This window comes from Mesorhizobium sp. L-8-10 (assembly GCF_016756635.1).
Taxonomy (GTDB): domain Bacteria; phylum Pseudomonadota; class Alphaproteobacteria; order Rhizobiales; family Rhizobiaceae.
Genome location: NZ_AP023263.1, coordinates 4,862,422 through 4,886,639, shown reverse-complemented (window position 1 = coordinate 4,886,639; position 24,218 = coordinate 4,862,422). Strand labels below are relative to the sequence as shown.

32 protein-coding genes are annotated in these 24,218 nt (G+C 63.6%); 2 read left to right on the top strand and 30 right to left on the bottom strand.

The window, feature by feature from the left end; translation table 11 throughout:
- Positions 1 to 35 precede the first annotated feature (35 nt).
- From rpsM to rpsL, 28 genes are all read right to left on the bottom strand, one after another.
- Positions 36 to 404: a 30S ribosomal protein S13 gene (gene rpsM, locus JN280_RS22550; protein ID WP_202305422.1), complete on the bottom strand. Its 369-nt coding sequence runs from the start codon at positions 402 to 404 to the stop codon at positions 36 to 38.
- A 186-nt stretch (positions 405 to 590) separates the two neighbouring features.
- Positions 591 to 1,184 carry an adenylate kinase gene (locus JN280_RS22545; RefSeq protein WP_202305419.1) on the bottom strand — a complete coding sequence of 198 codons (594 nt, stop codon included), beginning with the start codon at positions 1,182 to 1,184 and terminating at the stop codon, positions 591 to 593.
- Complete coding sequence (secY, locus tag JN280_RS22540) at positions 1,181 to 2,521, bottom strand: preprotein translocase subunit SecY (RefSeq protein WP_202305418.1); 1,341 nt, start codon at positions 2,519 to 2,521, stop codon at positions 1,181 to 1,183. The genes JN280_RS22545 and secY overlap by 4 nt, the downstream gene beginning before the upstream one ends.
- Positions 2,522 to 2,648: 127 nt before the next feature.
- Positions 2,649 to 3,125, bottom strand: a complete 477-nt coding sequence (gene rplO / locus JN280_RS22535; RefSeq protein WP_202305417.1) for a 50S ribosomal protein L15 — start codon at positions 3,123 to 3,125, stop codon at positions 2,649 to 2,651.
- 22 nt (positions 3,126 to 3,147) lie between these two features.
- A complete protein-coding gene (gene rpmD / locus JN280_RS22530; protein ID WP_202305416.1) occupies positions 3,148 to 3,345 on the bottom strand; it encodes a 50S ribosomal protein L30 in 198 nt (65 codons plus the stop codon).
- Positions 3,346 to 3,371: 26 nt separating this feature from the next.
- Entirely contained in the window at positions 3,372 to 3,938 is a 567-nt protein-coding gene (gene rpsE / locus JN280_RS22525) for a 30S ribosomal protein S5 (protein ID WP_202305415.1), read from the bottom strand.
- Between the two features lie 79 nt (positions 3,939 to 4,017).
- Positions 4,018 to 4,377 (bottom strand): 50S ribosomal protein L18, encoded by a 360-nt coding sequence (rplR, locus tag JN280_RS22520; RefSeq protein ID WP_202305409.1) that lies wholly within the window; start codon positions 4,375 to 4,377, stop codon positions 4,018 to 4,020.
- Between the two features lie 85 nt (positions 4,378 to 4,462).
- Positions 4,463 to 4,996, bottom strand: a complete 534-nt coding sequence (gene rplF / locus JN280_RS22515; RefSeq protein ID WP_202305407.1) for a 50S ribosomal protein L6 — start codon at positions 4,994 to 4,996, stop codon at positions 4,463 to 4,465.
- 37 nt (positions 4,997 to 5,033) lie between these two features.
- Positions 5,034 to 5,432 (bottom strand): 30S ribosomal protein S8, encoded by a 399-nt coding sequence (gene rpsH / locus JN280_RS22510; protein ID WP_202305406.1) that lies wholly within the window; start codon positions 5,430 to 5,432, stop codon positions 5,034 to 5,036.
- Between the two features lie 12 nt (positions 5,433 to 5,444).
- Positions 5,445 to 5,750 (bottom strand): 30S ribosomal protein S14, encoded by a 306-nt coding sequence (gene rpsN / locus JN280_RS22505; RefSeq protein WP_202305402.1) that lies wholly within the window; start codon positions 5,748 to 5,750, stop codon positions 5,445 to 5,447.
- Between the two features lie 27 nt (positions 5,751 to 5,777).
- Complete coding sequence (gene rplE, locus JN280_RS22500; RefSeq protein WP_202305397.1) at positions 5,778 to 6,338, bottom strand: 50S ribosomal protein L5; 561 nt, start codon at positions 6,336 to 6,338, stop codon at positions 5,778 to 5,780.
- Positions 6,331 to 6,645, bottom strand: a complete 315-nt coding sequence (gene rplX, locus JN280_RS22495) for a 50S ribosomal protein L24 (protein WP_202305389.1) — start codon at positions 6,643 to 6,645, stop codon at positions 6,331 to 6,333. Before rplX ends, rplE begins: the two co-directional genes overlap by 8 nt.
- Before the next feature lie 11 nt (positions 6,646 to 6,656).
- Positions 6,657 to 7,025, bottom strand: a complete 369-nt coding sequence (gene rplN / locus JN280_RS22490) for a 50S ribosomal protein L14 (RefSeq protein ID WP_006205457.1) — start codon at positions 7,023 to 7,025, stop codon at positions 6,657 to 6,659.
- Between the two features lie 63 nt (positions 7,026 to 7,088).
- Positions 7,089 to 7,331: a 30S ribosomal protein S17 gene (gene rpsQ / locus JN280_RS22485; protein WP_202305387.1), complete on the bottom strand. Its 243-nt coding sequence runs from the start codon at positions 7,329 to 7,331 to the stop codon at positions 7,089 to 7,091.
- Positions 7,332 to 7,342: 11 nt separating this feature from the next.
- Positions 7,343 to 7,543, bottom strand: a complete 201-nt coding sequence (gene rpmC / locus JN280_RS22480) for a 50S ribosomal protein L29 (protein ID WP_202305385.1) — start codon at positions 7,541 to 7,543, stop codon at positions 7,343 to 7,345.
- A gap of 13 nt (positions 7,544 to 7,556) precedes the next feature.
- Complete coding sequence (gene rplP, locus JN280_RS22475; RefSeq protein WP_202305383.1) at positions 7,557 to 7,970, bottom strand: 50S ribosomal protein L16; 414 nt, start codon at positions 7,968 to 7,970, stop codon at positions 7,557 to 7,559.
- A gap of 28 nt (positions 7,971 to 7,998) precedes the next feature.
- A complete protein-coding gene (gene rpsC / locus JN280_RS22470; RefSeq protein ID WP_202305371.1) occupies positions 7,999 to 8,721 on the bottom strand; it encodes a 30S ribosomal protein S3 in 723 nt (240 codons plus the stop codon).
- Positions 8,721 to 9,110 (bottom strand): 50S ribosomal protein L22, encoded by a 390-nt coding sequence (gene rplV, locus JN280_RS22465; protein WP_202305369.1) that lies wholly within the window; start codon positions 9,108 to 9,110, stop codon positions 8,721 to 8,723. The genes rpsC and rplV overlap by 1 nt, the downstream gene beginning before the upstream one ends.
- Before the next feature lie 2 nt (positions 9,111 to 9,112).
- The gene (gene rpsS / locus JN280_RS22460; RefSeq protein ID WP_202305359.1) at positions 9,113 to 9,391 is read right to left on the bottom strand and encodes a 30S ribosomal protein S19; all 279 of its coding nucleotides are present in this window, start codon (positions 9,389 to 9,391) and stop codon (positions 9,113 to 9,115) included.
- A 16-nt stretch (positions 9,392 to 9,407) separates the two neighbouring features.
- Positions 9,408 to 10,241 carry a 50S ribosomal protein L2 gene (gene rplB / locus JN280_RS22455; protein WP_202305357.1) on the bottom strand — a complete coding sequence of 278 codons (834 nt, stop codon included), beginning with the start codon at positions 10,239 to 10,241 and terminating at the stop codon, positions 9,408 to 9,410.
- Positions 10,242 to 10,263: 22 nt separating this feature from the next.
- Entirely contained in the window at positions 10,264 to 10,557 is a 294-nt protein-coding gene (locus JN280_RS22450) for a 50S ribosomal protein L23 (RefSeq protein ID WP_202305355.1), read from the bottom strand.
- Positions 10,554 to 11,174 carry a 50S ribosomal protein L4 gene (rplD, locus tag JN280_RS22445; RefSeq protein ID WP_202305353.1) on the bottom strand — a complete coding sequence of 207 codons (621 nt, stop codon included), beginning with the start codon at positions 11,172 to 11,174 and terminating at the stop codon, positions 10,554 to 10,556. The genes JN280_RS22450 and rplD overlap by 4 nt, the downstream gene beginning before the upstream one ends.
- Complete coding sequence (gene rplC / locus JN280_RS22440; RefSeq protein WP_202305351.1) at positions 11,174 to 11,887, bottom strand: 50S ribosomal protein L3; 714 nt, start codon at positions 11,885 to 11,887, stop codon at positions 11,174 to 11,176. Before rplC ends, rplD begins: the two co-directional genes overlap by 1 nt.
- A 20-nt stretch (positions 11,888 to 11,907) precedes the next feature.
- Positions 11,908 to 12,216: a 30S ribosomal protein S10 gene (gene rpsJ, locus JN280_RS22435; protein WP_007066362.1), complete on the bottom strand. Its 309-nt coding sequence runs from the start codon at positions 12,214 to 12,216 to the stop codon at positions 11,908 to 11,910.
- Positions 12,217 to 12,286: 70 nt separating this feature from the next.
- Positions 12,287 to 13,462, bottom strand: a complete 1,176-nt coding sequence (tuf, locus tag JN280_RS22430) for an elongation factor Tu (RefSeq protein WP_202305309.1) — start codon at positions 13,460 to 13,462, stop codon at positions 12,287 to 12,289.
- A 64-nt stretch (positions 13,463 to 13,526) separates the two neighbouring features.
- Positions 13,527 to 15,617, bottom strand: coding sequence for an elongation factor G (gene fusA / locus JN280_RS22425; RefSeq protein WP_202305348.1), 2,091 nt, complete (start codon positions 15,615 to 15,617; stop codon positions 13,527 to 13,529).
- Between the two features lie 30 nt (positions 15,618 to 15,647).
- Positions 15,648 to 16,118 (bottom strand): 30S ribosomal protein S7, encoded by a 471-nt coding sequence (gene rpsG / locus JN280_RS22420; protein ID WP_202305346.1) that lies wholly within the window; start codon positions 16,116 to 16,118, stop codon positions 15,648 to 15,650.
- 64 nt (positions 16,119 to 16,182) lie between these two features.
- Entirely contained in the window at positions 16,183 to 16,554 is a 372-nt protein-coding gene (gene rpsL / locus JN280_RS22415; RefSeq protein ID WP_008837709.1) for a 30S ribosomal protein S12, read from the bottom strand.
- 480 nt (positions 16,555 to 17,034) lie between these two features.
- On the opposite strand from rpsL, the gene JN280_RS22410 reads away from it, so the two are divergent.
- Positions 17,035 to 17,316: a transcriptional regulator gene (locus JN280_RS22410; protein WP_202305337.1), complete on the top strand. Its 282-nt coding sequence runs from the start codon at positions 17,035 to 17,037 to the stop codon at positions 17,314 to 17,316.
- A gap of 129 nt (positions 17,317 to 17,445) precedes the next feature.
- Here the strand turns inward: JN280_RS22410 and JN280_RS22405 are convergent, their stop codons facing one another.
- A complete protein-coding gene (locus tag JN280_RS22405) occupies positions 17,446 to 18,693 on the bottom strand; it encodes an acyltransferase family protein (RefSeq protein ID WP_202305335.1) in 1,248 nt (415 codons plus the stop codon).
- 189 nt (positions 18,694 to 18,882) lie between these two features.
- On the opposite strand from JN280_RS22405, the gene JN280_RS22400 reads away from it, so the two are divergent.
- Complete coding sequence (locus JN280_RS22400) at positions 18,883 to 19,725, top strand: LytTR family DNA-binding domain-containing protein (protein ID WP_202305333.1); 843 nt, start codon at positions 18,883 to 18,885, stop codon at positions 19,723 to 19,725.
- Positions 19,726 to 19,863: 138 nt separating this feature from the next.
- On the opposite strand, the gene rpoC is transcribed toward JN280_RS22400, so the two are convergent.
- Positions 19,864 to 24,060 (bottom strand): DNA-directed RNA polymerase subunit beta', encoded by a 4,197-nt coding sequence (gene rpoC / locus JN280_RS22395; RefSeq protein ID WP_202305331.1) that lies wholly within the window; start codon positions 24,058 to 24,060, stop codon positions 19,864 to 19,866.
- Positions 24,061 to 24,218 lie beyond the last annotated feature (158 nt).

Sequence of the window (24,218 nt, the reverse complement as noted above, 5' to 3'; positions counted from 1 at the left end):
ATTCCCTATTCGCTACCGGCTACTCGCTATTCGCTTTACTTTTTCTTGCCGGCGATCGCCTTGGCCGGGCCCTTGCGGGTGCGAGCATTGGTGTGCGTACGCTGGCCGCGGACGGGCAACGAGCGGCGGTGGCGCAGACCGCGATAGCAGCCGAGGTCCATCAGCCGCTTGATGTTCATCGAGACTTCGCGGCGCAGATCGCCCTCGACCTGATAGTCGCGGTCGATCGTCTCGCGGATCTGGAGCACTTCGGCGTCGGTGAGTTGGTTGACGCGGCGCTCGGCCGGAATACCAACCTTCTCCGTGATTTCCTGGGCGAACTTCGGCCCGATGCCGTGGATATATTGCAGCGCGATGACGACGCGCTTGTTGGTGGGGATGTTGACGCCTGCTATGCGGGCCATTCTCTTCTCCATGTGGGCCGGACGTGCCGGCGGTATTGTTGTGTTCCCGCGTCCGGTGGAGGCCGGCCCTTGCGGGGTCCTGTCAAAAAAACGTCGCCTGCCCCAATGAGCCGGAGACGTTGTACCTGATCGGAGGACGGGCCGCTATAGTCCAGAGTTGGACTTTAGTCAACCGACCATTCCCTACTATTTTGCCGCGGCCATTGACAGGATGCCGGCGATTTGGGCAGTCACTGCGTCGATGTCGGCCATGCCGTCGACGGTCTTCAGTTCGCCGGTCCATGCATAATATGCCGAGAGCGGCGCGGTTTTCGCGCGATACTCGTCGAGCCGCAGCTTGAAGGATTCCGGATTGTCGTCGGCTCGAACCTTGCCGCCGGCTGCGACCGTGTCCGCCACGCGCTTCTTCATGCGCTCCAGCAGAGCCGATTCGTCTACCTTCAGTTCGATCACGGCGTCGAGCTTGTGCCCCTTACCGGCCAGAATGTCGCGGAGCGCTTCGGCTTGCGGAACCGTTCTTGGAAAGCCGTCGAGAATGAAACCTCTGGAGGCGTCCCGCGCATCGACACGATCCGACACGATCTGGTTGACGATTTCGTCCGACACCAGCTGGCCGGCATCCATTACCGCCTTGGCGCGCTTGCCCACCTCGGTTCCGGCGGCCACCGCAGCCCGCAGCATGTCTCCCGTGGAGAGCTGCGGAATACCGTATCTTTCGACCAGTCTCTGCGCTTGCGTTCCCTTGCCGGCTCCCGGCGGTCCAAGCAGTATAAGCCTCATCTTCCTCTCTTGCCCCCCCGGAGCTTCGACTTCTTGATCAGCCCTTCATACTGGTGGGCAATCAGGTGGCCTTGGATTTGCGCCACCGTGTCGAGCGTGACGCTCACCACGATGAGAAGCGACGTTCCGCCCAGGTAGAAGGGCACGCCGGTCGCCGAAATCAGGAACTCCGGTATCATGCAGATGACGACGAGGTAAATTGCACCAATGACGGTGATCCTGGTGAGCACATAGTCGATATACTCGGCCGTACGCTCGCCTGGGCGATAGCCCGGAATGAAGCCCGAATGCTTCTTCAACTGGTCGGCCGTGTCCTTGGGGTTGAACACGATCGCCGTGTAGAAGAAGGCGAAGAAGACGATCATGGCGGCATAGAGCGCCATATAGAGCGGCTGGCCGTGGCCCAGCGCGGCCAGCACGGTGTTGGCCCATCCCGGCAGGGTGGTGGTGTTCGAGAAGCCTGCAAGCGTTGCCGGCAGGAGCAGCAGCGACGACGCGAAGATCGGCGGAATGACGCCCGACGTGTTGAGCTTCAGCGGCAGGTGCGACGTATCGCCCTGGAACATCCGGTTGCCGACCTGACGCTTGGGATACTGGATCAGCAGCCGGCGCTGCGCACGCTCGAAGAACACGATGACCGCGATGATCGCCACCGCCAGAACGATGATGGCCAGGATGATGCCCGTCGACAGGGCGCCGGTGCGGCCGAGTTCGAGCGTATGGCTGATCGCGGAAGGCAGGCCGGCAACGATGCCCGAGAAGATGATCAGCGAAATGCCGTTGCCGATGCCGCGCGCGGTGATCTGCTCGCCGAGCCACATCAGGAACATGGTTCCGCCGACCAGCGTGATGACTGCGGAGAGGCGGAAGAACCAGCCCGGATCCGTGACGATGCCGCTGCCGCTTTCGAGGCCGACCGAAATGCCATAGGCTTGGACTATGGCCAGCAGCACCGTGCCGTAGCGCGTGTACTGGTTGATGATCTTGCGGCCCTGCTCGCCTTCCTTCTTCAGCGCTTCGAGCGTCGGGATGACCGACGTCATGAGCTGCATGATGATGGAGGCCGAGATGTAGGGCATGATGCCCAGTGCGAAGATCGCCATGCGCTCGACGGCGCCGCCGGCGAACATGTTGAACATCCCCAAAACGCCGCCGCTCTGTTGCTGGAAGGCCTGGGCGAAGGCATCGGGATTGATCCCCGGCATCGGAATGTAGGTGCCCAGCCGATAGACCAGAAGCGCGCCGAGCGTGAACCAGATGCGTTTCTTGAGGTCTTCAGCCTTGGCGAAGGCTGCGAAATTCAGGTTGGAGGCGAGTTGCTCAGCAGCCGATGCCATCAGAAATTCTCCGCTAGGTCACGCGCGCCGTCCCCGGGTCGCAACGCGTGTCACCGAAGCCCGAGATAGGCTCCGGACGGCAAACATGCAAGCGGCGGTATCTCTACCGCCGCTCGTTCGAAGCCGTTTATTCGGCGGCGGCCGCCGGTTCCGGCAGCTTCACCGATCCGCCGGCCTTCTCGATCTTCTCGAGGGCTGCTTTCGAAGCGCCGGCCACGTCGAAGGAGAGTTTCGCCTTGAGTTCTCCGTCGGAGAGGATCCGCACGCCGTCCTTGACGCGGCGGATGACGCCGGCCTTGACGAGGACCTCGGCCGTCACGGTCTCGTTGGCATCGAGCTTCTTCGCGTCGACCGCCGCCTGGATGCGGGCGAGCGACACGGTGTTGAAGTCCTTCGCGAAGAGGTTCTTGAAGCCGCGCTTGGGCAGGCGGCGATAGAGCGGCATCTGGCCGCCCTCGAAGCCGTTGATGGCTACGCCGGAACGCGCCTTCTGACCCTTGACGCCGCGGCCTGCGGTCTTGCCCGAGCCCGAGCCAATGCCGCGCCCAAGTCGCTTCCTCGACTTGGTTGCGCCGTCCTTGTCACGCAGTTCGTTGAGTTTCATTGTCGTTCTCCTGCGCTACGGTTCAGGCCTCGTCCACGACGCGGACGAGATGCTGCACGGAAGCGATCATGCCGCGCACGGAGGGCGTATCTTCCAGCGTGCTCTTGCGATGCAGCTTGTTGAGGCCGAGGCCGACCAGCGTCGCGCGCTGTTCCTTCGGGCGACGAATCGGACTGCCGATCTGTTCGACGGTGATCGTCTTGCTCTTGTTCTTAGCCATGGTCGTATTCCTTGATCAGCCGCGGACTATTCCTCGGCGACCGCGGCACCGCGGCGGGCCTGGAGCGTCGAATACTTGATGCCGCGCTGGGCAGCGACGTCTTTCGGATGGAGCTGGCTCTTCAGCGCGTCGAACGTGGCGCGAACCATGTTGTAGGGGTTCGACGAGCCCATCGACTTGGCGACGACGTCGTGCATGCCGAGCGTCTCGAAGACGGCGCGCATCGGGCCGCCGGCGATGATGCCCGTACCGGGTTTGGCTGCGCGCAGCAGCACCTTGCCGGCGCCCCAGCGCCCTTCGACGTCGTGATGCAGCGTGCGGCCCGAGCGCAGCGGCACGAAGATCAGGTCGCGCTTGGCCGACTCGGTCGCCTTGCGGATGGCCTCCGGCACCTCGCGCGCCTTGCCGTGGCCGAAACCGACCCGGCCTTTCTGGTCGCCGACGACGACGAGCGCGGCAAAGCCGAAGCGACGGCCGCCCTTCACCACCTTGGCGACGCGATTGATGTGTACGAGCTTGTCGACGAACTCGCTGTCGCGCTCTTCACGGTCACGGCTGCGCTCGCGGCCGCCGTCCCTACGATCCTGTGCCATATCCTAGTCCTTGTTCTTTTCCGGAAGCACGGTTGCTTGAAAATGCGGGCGCCCCCTGCCGGACCGCCCGCGGCGAAAATCAGAAGTTCAGGCCGCCCTCGCGAGCCGCATCGGCCAGCGCCTTGACGCGGCCGTGATAGATGTAGGGTCCACGGTCGAAGACGACGTCCTTCACGCCGGCCTTCGCGGCGCGCTCGGCGAGCAACTTGCCGATCGCGGCGGCGGCAGCAGTGTCGGCGCCGGTCTTGAGAGAGCCCTTGACGTCCTTCTCGAGTGTCGAGGCGGCGGCCAGCGTGTGGCCTTTCGAATCGTCGATGATCTGAGCGTAGATGTTCTTCGACGAACGGTAGACCGAGAGCCGCGGGCGATCGCCGGCGACCTTCTTGAGCTGACGCCGCACGCGCTGGGCGCGGCGCTGGGTGGATTCCTTCGAAGCCATGGTTCTTTCCTTGCCTGATAATCCGGGATGGCCATGTGCGGTAAGCCCACTCTTCTAGGGCTTCCCGCGACCATGCACCGCGGCGTTACTTCTTCTTGCCTTCCTTGCGGACGATCTTCTCGCCGGCATATTTCACGCCCTTGCCCTTGTAAGGCTCGGGGCCGCGATACTTGCGGATCTCGGCAGCGACCTGACCGACCTGCTGCTTGTCGATGCCGGAGACGACGATTTCCGTCGGCTTCGTCACGGCGATGGTGATGCCCTGCGGCGTCTCGTAGACGACGTCGTGGCTGAAGCCAAGAGCCAGCTGCAGGTTTTTGCCCTGCATGGCGGCGCGATAGCCGACGCCGTTGATCTCGAGCTTCCTTTCGAAGCCGTTCTTCACGCCTTCGAGGATGTTGACGATCTGCGTCCGCGACATGCCCCACTTGGAGCGGGCATCCTTCGACTGGTCGCGCGGCTCGACGGCGATCTCGCCGTCGTTCAGCTTGACCAGCACCTCGTCGTTGACGACGAACTTCAGCTCGCCCTTCGGGCCCTTGGCCGTCACGGTCTGGCCGGCGACGGTCGCGGTAACGCCCTGCGGGACCGGGACGGGTTTCTTGCCAATACGAGACATGGTCTTGTCCTCGTTCCTTCTTCTTATGTCCAGCCGATCAGAAGATCTGGCAGAGGACTTCTCCGCCAACGTTCTGCTCGCGCGCCTCGTGATCGGTCATCACGCCCTTCGGGGTCGAAAGGATCGAGATGCCGAGACCGTTGGCGACCTGCGGGATCGACTTGACCGACACGTAGACGCGGCGGCCGGGCTTGGACACGCGGGCGATCTCGCGGATCACCGGCTGGCCCTCGTAGTATTTGAGCTCGATTTCGATCTCGGCCTTGCCGTTGTCGAACTCGACCTGGCTGTAGTCGCGGATATAGCCTTCAGCCTTCATCACATCAAGCACGCGGGCGCGCAGCCGCGACGCCGGCGTCGACACCTTGGTCTTGCGGCGGCCATAGGCGTTGCGGATGCGGGTCAGCATATCGCCGAGAGGATCATTCATGGACATGTGTCGCCCTCCTTACCAGCTCGACTTGACCAGGCCCGGGATCAGGCCGTTGTTGCCCAGCTCGCGCAGAGCGACGCGCGACATCTTGAGCTTGCGATAGAAGGCACGCGGGCGGCCGGTGACTTCGCAGCGGTTGCGGATGCGCACCTTCGCTGAATTGCGGGGCAGCGCGGCAAGCTTCAACTGGGCGCGGAAGCGCTCCTCGATCGGCTTGCTCTGGTCCATGATGGTGTCCTTCAGGGCCTTACGCTTGGCAGCGTAGCGGTCCACGAGCTTCCGGCGCCGGTTGTTCTTCTCGACTGAGCTGGTCTTTGCCATTTCAGATTCTTCCTTTTCTCGCTGCCGTTACTGCCGGAAGGGGAAGTTGAAGGCCTTGAGCAGCGCCCGGGCCTCGTCGTCCGTCTTGGCAGTCGTACAAACGATGATGTCCATTCCCCAGATCTGGTCGACCTTGTCGTAGTTGATCTCGGGGAACACGATGTGCTCCTTGATGCCCATGGCGTAGTTGCCACGGCCATCGAAGCTCTTTGGGTTCAGGCCGCGGAAGTCGCGCACGCGCGGCAGCGCGATATTCACCAGGCGGTCCAGGAACTCGTACATGCGCTCCTTGCGAAGCGTCACCTTGGCGCCGATCGGCATGTTCTCGCGGACCTTGAAGCCGGCGATCGAGTTGCGCGCGCGGGTCACGACGGCCTTCTGGCCGGCGATCAGCGCGAGATCCTCGGCGGCGACCGAAGGCTTCTTCGAATCGGCCGTCGCCTCGCCGACGCCCATGTTCAGCACGATCTTGTCGATGCGGGGGATCTGCATCTCGTTGTCGTAGTTGAACTGCTCGCGGAGCGCCTTGCGGATGGTCTCGTTGTAGACCTTCTTCAGGCGCGGTTCGTAGGTTGCTGCCTTAGCCATTGATGACTTCTCCCGAGCGCTTCGCGACTCGAACCTTGGTGCCGTCCTGCTGGACCTTGAAGCCGACGCGGGTCGGCTTGCCGTCCTTGGGGTCCACCAGCGCGATGTTCGACAGGTGGATCGGCGCTTCCTTCGTGATGATCCCGCCCTCTTGGGACTGGGTCTGCCTCTGATGGCGGTGAACCTGGTTGACGCCGCGAACGACCGCCTTGTCCTCCTTGGGGAGGACGCGCAGCACCTCGCCGGTGCGACCCTTGTCCTTGCCGGCCAGAACGACGACCTTGTCGCCTTTGCGAATCTTCTGCATTTTCCGGCTCCTTACAGCACTTCGGGCGCGAGCGAGATGATCTTCATGTGGTTCTTGGCGCGAAGCTCGCGCGGAACCGGCCCGAAGATGCGGGTGCCGATCGGCTCTTTCTTGTTGTCGACGAGCACGGCCGCGTTCTTGTCGAAACGGATCACGCTGCCGTCGGGCCGGCGGATGTCCTTGGCCGTGCGAACCACGACCGCCTTCATCACGTCACCCTTCTTCACGCGGCCGCGCGGGATCGCTTCCTTGATCGACACGACGATGATGTCGCCGACTGAGGCGTACTTCCGCTTCGAGCCGCCGAGCACCTTGATGCACATGACACGACGCGCGCCGGAATTATCCGCGACGTCGAGGTTTGTTTGCATCTGAATCATGACTGGCCGCCTTCTTCTTCATGGGGAGTGGCCATCGCCCTCCCCGGCTTATCCGAAATTTCGTTACTGCGACGAGGCGTCGGTGACGACGACCCAGCGCTTGTCCCTGGAGATCGGCTTGGATTCCTCGATGGAAACCACGTCGCCGACCTTGAAGGTGTTGTTCTCGTCGTGCGCCTTGTACTTCTTCGTCTGGCGCACGGTCTTCTTCATCACGGGATGCGTGAAGCGCCGTTCGACCTTGACGACGACCGTCTTCTCGTTCTTGTCGCTGACGACGACGCCCTGCAGAATGCGCTTTGGCATGGTCTTGTCCCTTAAGCCTTCTTGCCGGCCGACTTTTCGGCCGCGATGGTCTTGATGCGCGCGATGTCCCGACGGACCTGCTTCACGCGTGCTGTCTTCTCGAGCTGGCCGGTCGCCTTCTGGAAGCGCAGGTTGAACTGCTCCTTCTTGAGGCTGGCGAGTTCGTCGTTCAACTCGTCTGGGGTCTTCGCCCTGATGTCAGAAGCCTTCATGATCAGCCCTTCCTTACTCTGCGATGCGCTGGATGAAGCGCGTCTTGACGGAGAGCTTGGCCGCGCCGAGGCGCAGGGCTTCGCGTGCCGTCTCTTCCGGAACGCCGTCGATCTCGAACATGACCCGGCCCGGCTTCACCCGGCAGGCCCAGTAGTCGACCGCGCCCTTGCCCTTGCCCATGCGGACTTCGGTGGGTTTCGAGGTGACGGGCACGTCCGGGAACACGCGGATCCAGACACGGCCCTGGCGCTTCATCTCGCGGGTGATGGCGCGGCGGGCCGCCTCGATCTCGCGCGCGGTGACGCGATTGGGTTCCATCGCCTTCAGCCCGAAGCCGCCGAAATCCAGGTTGGTGCCGCCCTTGGCGGCGCCGTGGATGCGTCCCTTGAACTGCTTGCGGAACTTTGTGCGCTTTGGCTGCAGCATCTTGCTAACTCCGAATTCCTATTGCCGCTCAGGCGTTTTCGCGGCGGCGGCTGCGTTCGCTGCGCTCACCGGCGTGGCTGTGATCGCCCTCGGCCGCGCGGCGCTCCGAAGCCATCGGGTCATGCTCGAGGATCTCGCCCTTGAACACCCACACCTTCACGCCGCAGATGCCGTAGGCGGTCTGTGCCTCGGCCGTACCGTAGTCAACGTCAGCGCGCAGCGTGTGCAGCGGCACGCGGCCTTCGCGGTACCATTCCATACGCGCGATTTCGGCGCCCCCGAGACGGCCCGAGCAGTTGATGCGGATGCCCTCGGCGCCGAGACGCATGGCCGACTGCACGGCGCGCTTCATGGCGCGACGGAAGGCGATGCGGCGCTCGAGCTGCTGGGCGATCGACTGCGCGATCAGAGTCGCGTCGATCTCCGGCTTGCGCACTTCGACGATGTTGAGGTGCGTCTCGGACTGCGTCATCTCGGTCAGCTTCTTGCGCAGCTTCTCGATGTCGGCGCCCTTCTTGCCGATGATCAGACCCGGGCGCGCGGCGTGGATCGTCACCCGGCACTTCTTGTGCGGACGCTCGATCACGACCTTGGAGATCGCGGCCTGCTTGAGTTCCTTCTTCAGGTACTCGCGGATCTTGATGTCTTCGTGCAGCAGCTTGCCGTATTCGCCGGTATTCGCGTACCAGCGCGAATCCCAGGTGCGGTTGATGCCGAGGCGGAGACCGATCGGATTGATTTTCTGGCCCATCAGGCGGCCTCCCCTTTCTCTTCGACTTCGCGGACGACGATCGTCAGATTCGAGAACGGCTTCTCGATGCGGCTGGCGCGGCCACGGCCACGCGCATGGAACCGCTTCATGACGATCGACTTGCCGACGTAAGCCTCGGCCACGACCAACGCATCGACATCCAGGTCATGGTTGTTTTCTGCGTTGGCGATCGCCGATTCCAGCGTCTTCCTGACCGTTCCGGCGATCCGCTTGCGCGAGAATTCCAGATCGGCGAGCGCGGTCGCGACCTTCTTGCCGCGGATCAGCGCGGCAACCAGGTTCAGCTTCTGCGGGCTGACGCGAACCGTGCGCAGGACGGCACGTGCCTCGTTGTCAGCAAGCCTGCGCGGAGCTTTGGCCTTGCCCATCGTTACTTCCTCTTCGCCTTCTTGTCCGCCCCGTGGCCGAAATAGGTGCGGGTGGGAGCGAATTCACCGAACTTATGACCGACCATGTCCTCGTTCACCGAGACGGGAACGTGCTTCTGGCCGTTGTAGACACCGAAGGTGAGGCCGACGAACTGCGGCAGGATGGTGGAGCGGCGGCTCCACATCTTGATCACCTCATTGCGGCCGCCTTCCCGAACCTTGTCTGCCTTCTTCAGAAGGTAGCCGTCGACAAAGGGGCCTTTCCAAACTGAACGAGTCACTTGGCGTTACCTCTTCTTAGCTCTTGCGCTGGTGGCGCGAGCGCAGGATGAACTTGTCGGTCGCCTTGTTGGACCGCGTCTTCTTGCCCTTGGTTGGCTTGCCCCACGGCGTGACCGGGTGGCGGCCGCCCGAAGTGCGGCCTTCACCGCCGCCGTGCGGATGGTCGACCGGGTTCATGGTGACGCCGCGATTGTGCGGACGCTTGCCACGCCATCGGCTGCGGCCGGCCTTGCCGTCATTGATGTTGCCGTGGTCCGGATTGGACACGGCACCGACGGTGGCAAAGCACGAGCCGTGCACGACGCGCTGCTCGCCCGAGTTGAGGCGCAGGATCGCCATGCCCTGGTCACGACCGACGAGCTGGGCATAGGCGCCGGCGGAGCGGGCGATCTGGCCGCCCTTGCCCGGCTTCAGCTCGATGTTGTGGATGATCGTGCCGACCGGCATGGAAGCGAGCGGCATAGCGTTGCCCGGCTTCACGTCGACGGTCTCGCCGGCCACCACCTGATCGCCGGCAGCCAGACGCTGCGGGGCCAGGATGTAGCTCAGCTCGCCGTCGGCGTATTTGATCAACGCAATGAAGGCGGTCCGGTTCGGATCGTATTCAAGGCGTTCAACCGTCGCGACCACGTCGAGCTTGCGGCGCTTGAAGTCCACGATGCGATAGGCGCGCTTGTGACCGCCGCCCTGGAAACGGGCGGTGACGCGACCGTAGTTGTTGCGGCCGCCCGACGAGGTGAGACCCTCGGTCAGGCCCTTGACCGGCTTGCCCTTGTAGAGGCCCGAGCGGTCGACGATGACCAGCTGGCGGGTGCTCGGGGTGACCGGCTTGAATTTCTTGAGTGCCATGGTTCTATCCTCGCCCCTTAGATCAGAGGCCCGTGGCGACGTCGATCGACTGGCCGTCGGCCAGTGTCACAACCGCCTTCTTCACGTCGCTCTGCTGACCGACGGTGCCACGGAAGCGCTTCACCTTGCCCTTGCGGACGAGCGTGTTGACGGCCGTCACCTTGACGCCGAACAGCGCCTCGACAGCAGCCTTGATCTCCGGCTTCGACGCCTTCTTGGCGACGTTGAAGACGACCTGGTTATGCTCGGAAGCCATGGTCGACTTCTCAGTGATGGCCGGGCTGACGATCACGTCGTAGTGTCGAAGGTCCGTCATTTGAAGCGCTCCTCGAGTGCCTCGACGGCGGCCTTCGAGAGGACCAGCGTGCCGCGGCGCAGAATGTCGTAGACGTTGATGCCCTGGATCGGCAGCACGTCGATGTTGGGGATGTTGGTCGCCGCCAGCTTGAAGTTGCGGTCGAGTTCCGCACCGCCGATGACCAGAGCGTTGGTCAGGCCGAGCGTCGCGAAATTGGCGACCAGCGCCTTCGTCTTGGCTTCGGCGAGCGTCAGTTCATCGATGATGATGAGGCTCGACGACTTTGCCTTGGCCGACAGCGCGTGCTTGAGGCCGAGAGCGCGGACCTTCTTCGGCAGGTCGTGCTCGTGGCTGCGGGCAACCGGGCCGTGAGCCTTGCCGCCGCCGCGGAACTGCGGGGCGCGTGCCGAAGAGTGACGGGCGCGGCCCGTTCCCTTCTGCTTGTACATCTTGGCGCCGGTGCGCGCGATGTCCGCGCGGCCCTTCGCCTGGTGGGTGCCCTGCTGCTTCTTGGCGAGCTGCCAGCGCACGACGCGCTGCAGGATGTCTTCGCGCGGCTCCAGACCGAAGATCTCTTCCGAGAGCTTCACCTGGCCGGCTTCCTTGCCGCCGAGGGTGGTGATCTTGACGTCCATTATTCCGCCCCTTCCTTGGCCGGAGCTTCGCTCTTCTGTGCGGCGCGGATGGCGGCCGGCTTCGGCGCATTCGCCGGAAGCGCCGCCTTGACCGCGTCACGGACGAGGATCCATGCGCCCTTCGTGCCCGGCACCGCGCCGCGGATGAGGATCAGACCGCGATCGGTGTCGGTCGACACGACCTCGACGTTCTGCGTGGTCACGCGGGTGCTCCCCATGTGGCCGGCCATCTTCTTGCCCTTGAACACCTTGCCGGGGTCCTGGCGCTGGCCGGTCGAGCCGTGCACGCGGTGCGACAGCGAGTTGCCGTGCGTGGCGCGACCGCCGCCGAAATTGTGGCGCTTCATGACGCCCTGGAAGCCCTTGCCGGTCGAGGAACCGGTGACGTCGACCTTCTGGCCCGGCACGAAGTGGTCCACCGTGATCTCTGCGCCGACATCGAGGAGGTTGTCGGGGGAGACGCGGAACTCGGCGAGCTTCGCCTTGGGCTCGACGGAGGCGGTCGCGAAGTGGCCGCGCATCGCCTTCGACGTGTTCTTCACCTTGGCGAGGCCGACACCGAGCTGCACGGCCGTATAGCCATTCTTCTCCTGCGTGCGCTGCGCCACGACCTGGCAGTTCTCCATGCGGAGAACGGTGACCGGGATGTGTTCGCCGGCGTCGTTGTAGACGCGCGTCATCCCGATTTTCTGTGCGATTACACCTGAACGCATGGGTTCATCCTTCCCGCGCCTTAGAGCTTGATCTCGACGTCGACCCCGGCAGCGAGGTCGAGCTTCATCAGAGCGTCGACGGTCTGCGGGGTCGGATCAACGATGTCGAGCAGGCGCTTATGCGTGCGCATTTCGAACTGTTCGCGGCTCTTCTTGTCGATGTGCGGCGAACGGTTGACCGTGAACTTCTCGATCCGCGTCGGCAGCGGAATGGGCCCGCGGACGTTGGCGCCCGTGCGCTTGGCGGTCGACACGATTTCGCGCGTCGAGGCGTCGAGCACCCGGTGGTCGAACGCTTTGAGGCGAATGCGGATATTCTGTCCGTTCATGCGTCTATTCCTTGTTCTGCCGCGGCGCGGGCCTTGCCGCGCCCGCGTCAGATCGTTCTTATTTTTCCGATTATTCCGTGATGCTGACGACGATACCGGCGCCGACGGTGCGGCCGCCTTCGCGGATGGCGAAGCGCAGCTTCTCTTCCATGGCGATCGGCACGATCAGCTCGACGTCGACCGTGATGTTGTCGCCCGGCATCACCATCTCGGTGCCTTCCGGAAGCTTCACGATGCCGGTCACATCCGTCGTGCGGAAATAGAACTGCGGACGGTAGTTGGTGAAGAACGGCGTATGACGGCCGCCCTCTTCCTTCGTCAGGATGTAGGCCTCGGCCTTGAACTTCGTGTGCGGCGTCACCGAACCCGGCTTGCACAGGATCTGGCCGCGCTCCACGCCCTCACGGTCGACGCCGCGCAGCAGCGCGCCGATGTTGTCGCCCGCCTGGCCCTGGTCGAGCAGCTTGCGGAACATCTCCACGCCGGTCACCGTCGTCGACGTCGTCGGACGGATGCCGACGATCTCGACCGTCTCGCCGACCTTGATGATGCCGCGCTCGACGCGCCCCGTCACCACCGTGCCGCGGCCCGAGATCGAGAACACGTCCTCGATCGGCATCAGGAACGGCTGGTCGATCGGACGGTTTGGCGTCGGGATGTAGCGGTCGACCTCTTCCATCAGCTTGCGGATCGCGTCCTCGCCGATCTCCTTGTTGGAGTCCTCCAGCGCGGCAAGCGCGGAGCCCTTCACGATCGGAATGTCGTCGCCGGGGAACTCGTTCTTCGACAACAGCTCGCGAACCTCGAGCTCGACCAGCTCGAGCAGCTCGGCGTCGTCGACCTGGTCGACCTTGTTCAGGAACACCACGATCGAGGGAACGCCGACCTGGCGGGCCAGCAGGATGTGCTCGCGCGTCTGCGGCATCGGGCCGTCGGCGGCCGAAACGACCAGGATCGCGCCGTCCATCTGCGCCGCACCCGTGATCATGTTCTTCACATAGTCGGCGTGGCCGGGGCAGTCGACATGCGCGTAGTGCCGGTTCGGCGTCTCGTACTCGACATGCGCCGTCGAGATCGTGATGCCGCGCGCCTTCTCCTCGGGCGCAGCGTCGATCTGGTCGTACGGCTTGTACTCGCCGAAGAACTTCGTGATCGCAGCCGTCAGCGACGTCTTCCCGTGGTCGACGTGACCGATCGTTCCAATGTTCACATGAGGCTTCGTACGCTCGAATTTACCTTTGGCCATGTGAGTTCTCCATTCCTGTCAGCCCGTTAGGGCGTTGAATTAAGGTTCTGCGCAATCCGTCGATTTACGCGTATTTCTTCTGGACTTCCTGCGCGACAGCAGTCGGGACCGGCTCGTAGTGGTCGAACTGCATCGTGTACTGGGCGCGGCCCTGCGACATCGAACGAAGGCTGTCGACGTACTTGAACATGTTGGCCAGCGGCACCATCGCGTTCACGACGACGGCGATGCCGCGGGTCTCCTGGCCCTGGATCTGGCCACGGCGGCTGTTCAGATCGCCGATGACGTTGCCGACGTAATCTTCCGGCGTCACGACCTCCACCTTCATGATCGGCTCCAGCAACTGCACGCCGAGCTTCGGCGCGGCCTCGCGGATACAGGCGCGGCCGGCGATTTCGAAGGCGAGCACCGAGGAGTCGACGTCGTGGAAGGCGCCGTCCAGCAGCGTCGCCTTGACGCCGATCATCGGGAAGCCGGCGAACGGACCGGACGACAGCACGCTGCGCAGGCCCTTGTCGACGCCGGGGATGTATTCCTTCGGAACCGCGCCGCCGACGATCTTGGACTCGAACAGGAAGTCCTCGCCCTCGGAGTTCGGCTCGAACAGAATCTTGACGCGGGCGAACTGGCCCGTGCCGCCGGTCTGCTTCTTGTGGGTGTAATCCTGCTCGTGGGTGCGGGTGATCGTCTCGCGATAGGCCACCTGCGGCGCGCCGACATTGGCCTCGACCTTGAACTCGCGCTTCATGCGATCGACGATGATGTCGAGGTGAAGCTCGCCCATGCCGGCGATGATGGTCTGACCCGACTCCTCGTCCGACTTGACGCGGAAGGACGGATCCTCGGCAGCCAGGCGGTTGAGCGCGAGGCCCATCTTCTCCTGGTCGCCCTTGGTCTTCGGCTCGATCGCGATCTGGATGACCGGCTCGGGGAATTCCATGCGCTCCAGGATGACCGGCTTCGTCGGGTCGCAGAGCGTGTCGCCGGTGGTGGTCTCCTTGAGGCCGGCCAGCGCGACGATGTCGCCGGCATATGCCTCTTCGATGTCGGCGCGCGAGTTCGAGTGCATCTGCAGCATGCGGCCGATGCGCTCCTTCTTGCCCTTCACCGTGTTCTCGAGCGACACACCCTTGTTGAGCTTGCCCGAATAGATGCGGCAGAAGGTCAGAGAACCGACGAACGGGTCGTTCATGATCTTGAAAGCCAGCATCGAGAGCGGCTCGTCATCCGACGAATGACGCTCGATCTCGGCCTCCGTCTTCGGATCGATGCCCTTGATCGCGGGAACGTCGACGGGCGACGGCAGGAAGTCGACGACGCCGTCGAGCAGCGGCTGCACGCCCTTGTTCTTGAAGGCGGAGCCGCAGAACATCGGGAAGAACTTGACGGCGATCGTGCCCTTGCGGATCAGCGCGCGCAGCTCATCGTTCGACGGCATGTTGCCTTCGAGGTAAGCCTCGAGCGCAGCCTCGTCGACCTCGACCGCGGTCTCGATCATCTTCTCGCGATATTCTTCGGCCTTGGCCTGCATGTCGGCGGGGATTTCAACGACATCCCAGGCCGCGCCCAGGCTCTCGTCGCGCCACACCAGCGCCTTCATCTCGATCAGATCGACGACGCCCTTGAACTCGCTCTCCGCACCGATCGGCAGTTGGACGACGACGGCGGTCGCACCGAGGCGCGACTTGACCATCTCGGCCGAGCGGTAGAAGTCGGCGCCGATCTTGTCCATCTTGTTGCAGAAGATCATGCGCGGGACATGATACTTGTCGGCCTGACGCCACACCGTCTCGGTCTGCGGCTCGACGCCGGCATTGGCATCGAGCAGCGCGATGGCGCCGTCGAGCACGCGCAGCGAACGCTCGACCTCGATGGTGAAGTCGACGTGGCCGGGCGTGTCGATGATGTTGAAGCGGCGCTGCTTGCCGTCACGACCCTTCCAGAAGGTCGTGGTGGCCGCGGACGTGATCGTGATGCCGCGCTCCTGCTCCTGCTCCATCCAGTCCATGGTGGCGGCGCCGTCGTGCACCTCGCCGAGCTTATGCGACTTGCCCGTGTAATACAGGATGCGCTCGGTGGTCGTGGTCTTGCCGGCGTCGATATGCGCCATGATACCGAAATTGCGGTAGTCTTCGATCTTGTATTCGCGAGCCATGGGAGGTGCCTCTCAGTCGTTCGTTCGCGCTTACCAGCGGTAGTGCGCGAAAGCGCGGTTGGCTTCCGCCATCTTGTGGGTGTCTTCGCGTTTCTTGACGGCCGTGCCGCGGTTGTTGGCCGCATCCAGCAGTTCGCCCGACAGACGATCGACCATGGTCGACTCGTTGCGATTGCGAGCAGCGGCGATCAGCCAGCGTATGGCCAAGGCCTGGCGACGCTCCGGACGGACATCGACGGGGACCTGATAAGTCGCGCCGCCGACGCGGCGGGAGCGCACTTCCACGTGCGGCGCGACATTGTCGAGCGCCTGATGGAAAACCGCGACGGGCTCCTGCTTGGTCTTGGCCTGGACCTGGTCGAGCGCGCCGTAGACGATCGTCTCGGCGACCGACTTCTTGCCGTCATACATGACGGCATTCATGAACTTGGTGACAACCAGATCGCCGAACTTCGGATCCGGGTTGATCTCGCGCTTGTCTGCACTGTGACGTCGGGACATATTTCTCGTCTCTCGCTATCGACGGCCTGGCGCAGAACAAAAAAGCGCCGAAGCCGGGAAACCCTTACTTCGGACGCTTCGCACCGTATTTCGAACGGCGCTGTTTGCGGTTCTTCACACCCTGGGTGTCGAGCACGCCGCGGATGATGTGGTAGCGCACACCCGGAAGGTCTTTCACGCGGCCGCCGCGGATCATGACGACGGAGTGCTCCTGGAGGTTGTGACCCTCGCCAGGAATGTAGCCGATCACTTCGAAACCGTTGGTGAGGCGAATCTTCGCCACCTTGCGGAGCGCGGAATTCGGCTTCTTCGGCGTCGTGGTATAGACGCGCGTGCAAACACCCCGCTTCTGCGGGTTGGCCTGCATGGCCGGAACCTTGTTGCGCTTCACCGGCGCAATGCGCGGCTTGCGGATCAGCTGGTTTACGGTAGGCATTAAACCTTCCTCTTGTCTCTCAATCTCGTGTCGCAAGCCCGCTTCGGGCCGTTTCAAGCGGTCTTTCCATACGCAAATTCGGGCCGAAACCGCTCCTTCGCGGTCTTGCCCGAACAAATCGCAGAGGAAGCGGAAGCCGCTTCATGCACGCCGGAAATGTCTTTTCGCTCGTAAAACGAACCCTGTTTGAGGCAAACTCCTAGGCGCGACGCCCTGGAAGGGAAAGCCTCACATCGGCTCAGACGCGGCGGGTCATACTCGCAACATCTCGGCCCGTCAACCCCGGAGCCCCAAATATCGGGCCGAAATAGCAGCCCGGCAGCCATGCAACGGGCACGCGCAACATTGTTGCGCCGCACCATTGGCGCAAAACATATTATGTCCCGCTCAAAGCTGTCTCGTCCGGCCCGTTCGTGCGAAAAGGCTGGGACGAGGCCACGAATCTCCTCGACGGCGGACCTTTGCGGAGGAATCACCGACATGAACGACAACGAAGCAAGCTCCGTGACGATCATCACGGGCCGAATCTGGAAGCGGAAGGGCAGCAGGCCCGAGGGCGTGCATGTGATGCTCGTCGCGCCTGACGACGATTCCGCCGTCCGCATGGCGCTCGACGCTCTGTCGCGCGAAGGCTATGCCGAGGCCGAGTTGGACCAGATCGGCGATATGGACGGCATTCCCGACGAGGAGCCGCATCTCTCGGCCTATCAGGGTGCACTCGAAGGCGAGGTTTCGATCGTCACCTTCGACGAGAAGAACTGAGCGGGCCGTCGGCGCCCAGTCCACCGGGCCGCTCTGTCAAATACGAGGTGGGACCGGCTCCGTGCGGAGGCAGCCCTGCCTGGAACAAGCAGCCTCGGGACCACTCCGAGCCGCGCGACGGTTGACGCATCAGCACGACGGGCTGCGCAGTCCCGCAGGCGCAAGTCCGCCTTCGATGGCTACACCGTTGCGATCCGAGTTCCGGCGCCACGGCAATCCGAACAACGGCCGAAGCACCAGCACGCGGCGAATGACCTCGTAGCCCAGAACGCAGCCGGACAGGGTCGCGCCGATGATGATTGCCGCCTCCTCAAGAGCGGGAAGACGGTAGGGGATCAGCCAATAGCCAAGGACGACGATGATCGTCTGATGCAGGATGTAGTATGGAAACACCGCATCCGTCAGATAACGAAGCGCCGTGCCCGGCCGATCGAGCCACCGCTGTGAGAGGCCCAGCAACGCGACGATGACAGCCCAAGCGTAGAAAATACGACCGATTCGAACGGCCGTCTGCAGCATCTCGTCAGGCGGAACGCCGGTCCAGCCAAGCCTCACTGCCAGCGACAGCATGCCGAGCGACACCGCAAGCACGACCGCGGTCGCGAAGGTCTTGTCGACGAGGCGCCAGAAGACCTGATTCTTTGCCACCACAAAGCCGTAGAGCAGGATCGTCAGATTGTGCGCATGGTTCGCCCAGTCGTCGGCCAGGGCATGGGTCGTGGGGAAATAGGGGTCGAGTACCAGCCGATAGACGAGGAAAGGCAAGGCCGGCAGCACCAAGGGATAGAGTCGCGGCCGCGCCCCGATCCACGACAGCAGCGCCCCGGCCGGTCGGCCGGAAAGGCGCCGCAGCACTGTCAGGAATGGTGCGAGCAGCAGCGTATAGACGAGGATATAGACGACATACCAGAGATGATTCCAGGTCGGGGTGATGATCGAGAACTCCTGCCGGAATGTGGCGTAGTCGATGAAGAAACGCCACAGGCCGACCTCGGTTTCACCCTTGAAGCGCATCTCGACATAGGCCTGCGGCATCACCACGATAAGCATGCCGAAGACAATCGGGATGAAGAGCCGCAGGACGCGCTTCGGCAGGAACCGCCGGAGCGGCACCTTGTCCGTCGCGAAGCGAATTGCCACGCCGGAGATGAAGAACAGCAATGCCAGGCGCCAGGGATTGACGAGCAGCATGGCCGGTTCGAAAAAGCTCGACGCGCTGGGGCTCTTAACGTGCCAATCCCAGGTCACGTAGAACATGCCCACATGGTAGAAGATCAGCATGCCGAAAGCCAGGACCCGGAGCCAGTCGAGATCGTGCCTCCGTCCCTCCGGGGACGCAGCCACATGGCGCACCCGCAATGCTTCGATGGACATCATGATCGCCTTTCGAGATGCCGTTTCCGATGACGGCGATCTTAGACGGCGCGTTTCTGCACCCAAGCGCGATGGGATGAGCGGCGGTCCCGCGGGACCGGAGGCCGGCGGCGACGGTAGCGTCAGGGACGAATGGCGGCACGCAGGTGACAAGCGGCGGACCAGCGCGTCATCCGTTCGTCGGGTGATCGGATGACGGCCGATCCGTCCGATGCCCTTATCGACGAACGCGTGGCGCGACGCGGACTCGTCATATCCGCCTTCTTCTTCCCAGTAGTCGCACTGATCAACGCTGCGTCGATGATCACCGACGCAGAACGCACCGGCGTGCCGCTCGACCCGCGCGTGCCATGGATTCTCGAACTGACCAGCGTTTCCGTGCTCGTCCTGCTGGTTCCGCTGGTCGCCAGACTCGAGCGCCGGACGCCGTTCACGCCCGACTCCTGGCCGAAAGCCTTGCTCGTTCACGCCCTGGGAAGCGCCGTTTTTTCGATCCTGCATGTCGGCGGCATGATCCTGCTTCGCAAGCTCGTCTTCGCGGTGCTGCTCGGCTACGACTACACATTCTTCGACAATGTGGTGAACGACAGTCTTTACGAGTATCGCAAGGACATCCTGCCTTACGCCGCGATCCTGCTGGTGCTCAGCCTGGTGCGAAGCATCGAAGAACATCGGCAGGATGCAGAAACCGCGAAGGCCGATGCAGGCGCCACCGGCCGGCTGACGCTCAAATGCGGCGGCCGCACCATCTGGCTCGACGCCCGGTCGCTGGAATGGGCACGGGCGGCCGGCAACTACGTCGACCTGCGCGCCAACGGCAAGAACCATCTGGCTCGCATCAGCCTCGCCGCCCTCACCCAGCAACTGTCGGAGGCCGGCATCGACGCCGTGCAGGTCCACCGCTCCTGCCTCGTCAACCGCGACAAGGTGGTAGAGGTCGCGCCGTTACGCGACGGCGATTTTCGCATCCGTATGGCCGATGGGACAGAGCTGCGCGGCTCGCGCCGATACCGGCATCTTCTGGCGGCCGACTGAGGTCGCGCGGATGCGTCAGCAGCCACGCGGCTCGTATGTCTCAGCATCCTGTGCCCGCTGGCATCAAGCCTCGGCCCCAGCATAAGAAAAAAGCCGCCGGGTCGCCCCGGCGGCTTGGGTCTGGTCAGGTCGGCCGCGCTACTGCGCGGCGGTCGACATGTCGGTGAGCATCGGTTCGGCGACCTCCACACCCGAGGCCTTGCGGCGCTCGTCGAGGATGAGCTCGTCGCGCGAGGTCGCGATGCGCCGGATCTGGGCCATCGTGCCGCCGGTGCCGGCCGGGATGAGACGCCCGACGATGACGTTCTCCTTCAGGCCCTGCAGCATGTCGGTCTTGCCGGCCACCGCCGCTTCGGTGAGCACCCGGGTCGTCTCCTGGAAGGAGGCGGCCGAGATGAAGGACGGCGTCTGCAGCGAGGCCTTGGTGATGCCGAGCAGCACCGGCTGACCGGCGGCCGGCTTCTTGCCGTCCTCGATCAGGCGCTCGTTGATCTCGTCGAGCTCGATCACGTCGACATGGTCGCCCGGGATGTAGGTCGAGTCGCCCTGCTCCGTGATCTCGACCTTCTGCAGCATCTGGCGAACGATCACCTCGATGTGCTTGTCGTTGATCAACACGCCCTGCAGCCGGTAGACCTCCTGGATCTCGTTGACGAGGTAGGAAGCCAGAGCCTCCACGCCCTTGATCGCCAGGATGTCGTGCGGCGCCGGATTGCCGTCGAGGATGTAGTCGCCCTTCTCGATGGCGTCGCCGTCCTGGAGATGGAACGGCTTGCCCTTCGGGATCAGGTATTCGACCGGCTCCAGTGTCGAGTCATGCGGCTCGATGATGATGCGGCGCTTGTTCTTGTAGTCGCGGCCGAAGCGGATCGTGCCGTCGATCTCGGCGATGATGGCGTGATCCTTCGGACGGCGTGCCTCGAAGAGCTCGGCCACACGCGGCAGACCGCCGGTGATGTCCTTCGTCTTCGCGCTTTCCATCGGGATGCGCGCCAGCACGTCGCCGGGACGGACATGCGCGCCCGGCTCGACCGAGAGGATCGCCTCGACCGAGAGCAGGAAGCGGGCATCGCCACCCTTGGACAGCTTGCCGATCTTGCCCTTGGCGTCCTGGATCGTGATCGCCGGCTTGAGGTCCGAGCCGCGCGGCGTGGACCGCCAGTCGATGACCTCGCGCTTGGTGATGCCGGTCGACTCGTCGGCCGTCTCCTGGACGGAGATGCCGTCGACGAGATCCTCGAACATGACCCGGCCCTCGATTTCGGTGAGGATCGGACGGGTGTACGGGTCCCACTCGGCGATACGCTGGCCCCGCTTCACCTTGTCGCCGTCGTCGACATAGACGCGCGAGCCGTAGGTGACGCGGTGCGTCGCACGCTCCTTGCCGGCCTCGTCGAGGATGAGGACCGCCATGTTGCGGCCCATCGCCACGAGGTGGCCGTCGGAGTTGCGCACGACGTTGCGGTTGCGGATCTGCACCGTGCCCTCATACGAGGCTTCCAGGAACGACTGGTCGACGACCTGCGCCGTGCCGCCCATGTGGAAGGTACGCATGGTGAGCTGCGTGCCCGGCTCGCCGATCGACTGCGCGGCGATGACGCCGACAGCCTCGCCGATATTGACCGGGGTACCGCGCGCCAGGTCGCGGCCGTAGCAGACCGCGCAGACGCCGGTCCTGACCTCGCAGGTCAGCGCCGAGCGGATGCGGACGGACTGGATTCCGGCCTTCTCGATGGCGTCGACGTCGCGCTCGTCGATCAGGCGGCCGCCCTTGACGATGACCTCGCCCGAAACCGGATGCGTCACGTCGTCGAGCGCCGTACGGCCGAGGATGCGCTGGCCGAGCGAGGCGACGATCTGGCCGGCGTCAACGATCGGCTGCATGGTCAGGCCCTTGTCGGTGCCGCAGTCGGTCGCATTGACGATGCAGTCCTGCGCGACATCGACGAGACGACGCGTCAGATAGCCGGAGTTGGCCGTCTTCAGCGCGGTATCGGCGAGGCCCTTGCGGGCGCCGTGGGTCGAGTTGAAGTACTCGAGAACGGTCAGGCCTTCCTTGAAGTTCGAGATGATCGGCGTCTCGATGATTTCGCCCGACGGCTTGGCCATAAGGCCGCGCATGCCGGCGAGCTGACGCATCTGGGTCGGCGAGCCACGCGCGCCCGAATGCGACATCATGTAGATCGAGTTCATCGGCTTCTGGCGGCCATTGGCGTCGAACTCGACCGCCTTGATGCGGCCCATCATCTCGTCGGCGACCTTTTCCGAGCACTTGGCCCAGGCGTCGACGACCTTGTTGTACTTCTCGCCCTGGGTGATCAGGCCGTCATTGTACTGCTGCTCGTATTCCTTCGCGAGCGCCTCGGTCTCGCTCACCAGCTTCTCCTTGGTGTCGGGGATCAGCATGTCGTCCTTGCCGAACGAGATACCGGCCCGGCAGGCATGGCTGAAGCCGAGCGCCATGATGCGGTCGCAGAAGATCACCGTCTCCTTCTGGCCGCAGTGGCGATAGACCGTATCGATCATCTTGGAGATGTTCTTCTTGGTCATCTCCTGGTTGGCGATGTCGAAGGGCACGTTGTGGTTCTTCGGCAGGAGTTCGCCGATGATCATGCGGCCGGGCGTCGTGTCGTGGATCTTCGACACAACATTGCCCTCCGCGTCGACGGTGCGGAAGCGGCCCTTGATCTTGGCGTGCAACGTGACCGCCTTGGTCTCCAGGGCGTGCTGGAGCTCGCCCATGTCGGCGAACACCATGCCCTCTCCCGGCTCGTTCTGGTTGACGATCGAGAGATAATAGAGGCCCAGAACCATGTCCTGCGACGGCACGATGATCGGCGCGCCGGAGGCCGGATGCAGGATGTTGTTGGTCGACATCATCAGCACGCGGGCTTCGAGCTGCGCTTCGAGCGACAGCGGCACGTGCACCGCCATCTGGTCGCCGTCGAAGTCGGCATTGAAGGCGGTGCAGACCAGCGGGTGGAGCTGAATCGCCTTGCCCTCGATCAGCGTCGGCTCGAACGCCTGGATGCCGAGGCGGTGCAGCGTCGGCGCGCGGTTGAGAAGCACCGGATGCTCGCGGATCACCTCGTCGAGGATGTCCCAGACCTCTGGCTTCTCCTTCTCGACCAGCTTCTTCGCCTGCTTGACGGTCGAGGAGTAGCCCTTCGCATCGAGGCGGGCATAGATGAAGGGCTTGAACAGCTCGAGCGCCATCTTCTTCGGCAGGCCGCACTGGTGCAGCTTGAGCTCCGGACCGGTCACGATGACCGATCGGCCGGAATAGTCGACGCGCTTGCCGAGCAGGTTCTGGCGGAACCGTCCCTGCTTGCCCTTGAGCATGTCGGACAGCGACTTCAGCGGACGCTTGTTGGCACCGGTGATGACGCGGCCGCGGCGGCCGTTGTCGAACAGCGCGTCGACGGCCTCCTGCAGCATGCGCTTCTCGTTGCGGATGATGATCCCCGGAGCGCGCAGTTCGATCAGCCGCTTCAGGCGGTTGTTGCGGTTGATGACGCGGCGATAGAGATCGTTCAGGTCCGACGTCGCGAAGCGGCCGCCGTCGAGCGGCACGAGCGGGCGCAGATCCGGCGGGATGACCGGGACGATCTTCATGATCATCCACTCCGGACGGTTGCCGGATTCCATGAAGTTCTCGACGACCTTGAGCCGCTTGAGCAGCTTCTTCTGCTTCAGCTCCGACGTGGTCGAGGCCAACTCCGAGCGCAACTCGCCGGCGATCTTCTCGAGATCCATGCCTGCCAGCAGGTCATGGATCGCTTCGGCGCCGATCATGGCCGTGAAGGAATCCTCGCCGTAATTGTCGACGGCGATCATGTACTCTTCCTCGGACAGAAGCTGATGCTGCTTCAGATCCGTCAGACCGGGCTCGGTGACGATGTAGTTCTCGAAATAAAGGACCCGCTCGATATCCTTCAGCGTCATGTCGAGCAGCGTGCCGATGCGCGAGGGCAGCGACTTCAGGAACCAGATGTGGGCGACCGGAGCGGCGAGCTCGATATGGCCCATGCGCTCGCGCCGGACGCGCGACAGCGTGACCTCGACGCCGCACTTCTCGCAGATGACGCCCTTGTACTTCATGCGCTTGTACTTGCCGCACAGGCACTCGTAGTCCTTGATCGGACCGAAGATGCGCGCGCAGAACAGGCCGTCGCGCTCCGGCTTGAAGGTGCGATAGTTGATCGTCTCCGGCTTCTTGATCTCGCCGAACGACCAGGACAGGATCTTGTCGGGCGACGCGAGCGATATCCGGATGGAATCGAACACCTGCGCCGGCGCCTGGGGGTTGAAGAGATTCATGACCTCTTGGTTCATGCCGTTCTCCTTGTGGGGACCGAAATCCCTCTTCGATAGTATCGGGCGGTGACGCCCATTCCGTGATCCGCCCGCAATTCCGCCGCGCAGGCCCGGTCACGCGATCATTCCATCCGGCCCGCCGGCCGGGAAACATGCGGCGCGCCCGGCAAGGACCG

Coding starts and splice junctions, on each gene's coding strand:
- rpsJ (WP_007066362.1), bottom strand. CDS start 12,216: ATGAACGGACAGAATATCCGCATTCGCCTCAAAGCGTTCGACCACCGG.
- rpsM (WP_202305422.1), bottom strand. CDS start 404: ATGGCCCGCATAGCAGGCGTCAACATCCCCACCAACAAGCGCGTCGTC.
- rplB (WP_202305357.1), bottom strand. CDS start 10,241: ATGGCACTCAAGAAATTCAAGCCGGTCACCCCGAGCACCCGCCAGCTG.
- JN280_RS22400 (WP_202305333.1), top strand. CDS start 18,883: ATGACGGCCGATCCGTCCGATGCCCTTATCGACGAACGCGTGGCGCGA.
- JN280_RS22450 (WP_202305355.1), bottom strand. CDS start 10,557: ATGACGGACCTTCGACACTACGACGTGATCGTCAGCCCGGCCATCACT.
- rplR (WP_202305409.1), bottom strand. CDS start 4,377: ATGGCTTCGAAGGAATCCACCCAGCGCCGCGCCCAGCGCGTGCGGCGT.
- rpsC (WP_202305371.1), bottom strand. CDS start 8,721: ATGGGCCAGAAAATCAATCCGATCGGTCTCCGCCTCGGCATCAACCGC.
- JN280_RS22405 (WP_202305335.1), bottom strand. CDS start 18,693: ATGATGTCCATCGAAGCATTGCGGGTGCGCCATGTGGCTGCGTCCCCG.
- rplN (WP_006205457.1), bottom strand. CDS start 7,025: ATGATTCAGATGCAAACAAACCTCGACGTCGCGGATAATTCCGGCGCG.
- rplD (WP_202305353.1), bottom strand. CDS start 11,174: ATGGACGTCAAGATCACCACCCTCGGCGGCAAGGAAGCCGGCCAGGTG.
- JN280_RS22545 (WP_202305419.1), bottom strand. CDS start 1,184: ATGAGGCTTATACTGCTTGGACCGCCGGGAGCCGGCAAGGGAACGCAA.
- JN280_RS22410 (WP_202305337.1), top strand. CDS start 17,035: ATGAACGACAACGAAGCAAGCTCCGTGACGATCATCACGGGCCGAATC.
- secY (WP_202305418.1), bottom strand. CDS start 2,521: ATGGCATCGGCTGCTGAGCAACTCGCCTCCAACCTGAATTTCGCAGCC.
- rpsH (WP_202305406.1), bottom strand. CDS start 5,432: ATGTCCATGAATGATCCTCTCGGCGATATGCTGACCCGCATCCGCAAC.
- rplE (WP_202305397.1), bottom strand. CDS start 6,338: ATGGCTAAGGCAGCAACCTACGAACCGCGCCTGAAGAAGGTCTACAAC.
- rpsN (WP_202305402.1), bottom strand. CDS start 5,750: ATGGCAAAGACCAGCTCAGTCGAGAAGAACAACCGGCGCCGGAAGCTC.
- rpmC (WP_202305385.1), bottom strand. CDS start 7,543: ATGAAGGCTTCTGACATCAGGGCGAAGACCCCAGACGAGTTGAACGAC.
- rplX (WP_202305389.1), bottom strand. CDS start 6,645: ATGCAGAAGATTCGCAAAGGCGACAAGGTCGTCGTTCTGGCCGGCAAG.
- rplO (WP_202305417.1), bottom strand. CDS start 3,125: ATGAAACTCAACGAACTGCGTGACAAGGACGGCGCAACCAAGTCGAGG.
- fusA (WP_202305348.1), bottom strand. CDS start 15,617: ATGGCTCGCGAATACAAGATCGAAGACTACCGCAATTTCGGTATCATG.
- rplV (WP_202305369.1), bottom strand. CDS start 9,110: ATGGGCAAGGCCAAAGCTCCGCGCAGGCTTGCTGACAACGAGGCACGT.
- rpsG (WP_202305346.1), bottom strand. CDS start 16,118: ATGTCCCGACGTCACAGTGCAGACAAGCGCGAGATCAACCCGGATCCG.
- rpsL (WP_008837709.1), bottom strand. CDS start 16,554: ATGCCTACCGTAAACCAGCTGATCCGCAAGCCGCGCATTGCGCCGGTG.
- rplC (WP_202305351.1), bottom strand. CDS start 11,887: ATGCGTTCAGGTGTAATCGCACAGAAAATCGGGATGACGCGCGTCTAC.
- rpsQ (WP_202305387.1), bottom strand. CDS start 7,331: ATGCCAAAGCGCATTCTGCAGGGCGTCGTCGTCAGCGACAAGAACGAG.
- rplP (WP_202305383.1), bottom strand. CDS start 7,970: ATGCTGCAGCCAAAGCGCACAAAGTTCCGCAAGCAGTTCAAGGGACGC.
- rpmD (WP_202305416.1), bottom strand. CDS start 3,345: ATGGCTAAGAACAAGAGCAAGACGATCACCGTCGAACAGATCGGCAGT.
- tuf (WP_202305309.1), bottom strand. CDS start 13,462: ATGGCCAAAGGTAAATTCGAGCGTACGAAGCCTCATGTGAACATTGGA.
- rplF (WP_202305407.1), bottom strand. CDS start 4,996: ATGTCTCGTATTGGCAAGAAACCCGTCCCGGTCCCGCAGGGCGTTACC.
- rpsE (WP_202305415.1), bottom strand. CDS start 3,938: ATGGCACAGGATCGTAGGGACGGCGGCCGCGAGCGCAGCCGTGACCGT.
- rpoC (WP_202305331.1), bottom strand. CDS start 24,060: ATGAACCAAGAGGTCATGAATCTCTTCAACCCCCAGGCGCCGGCGCAG.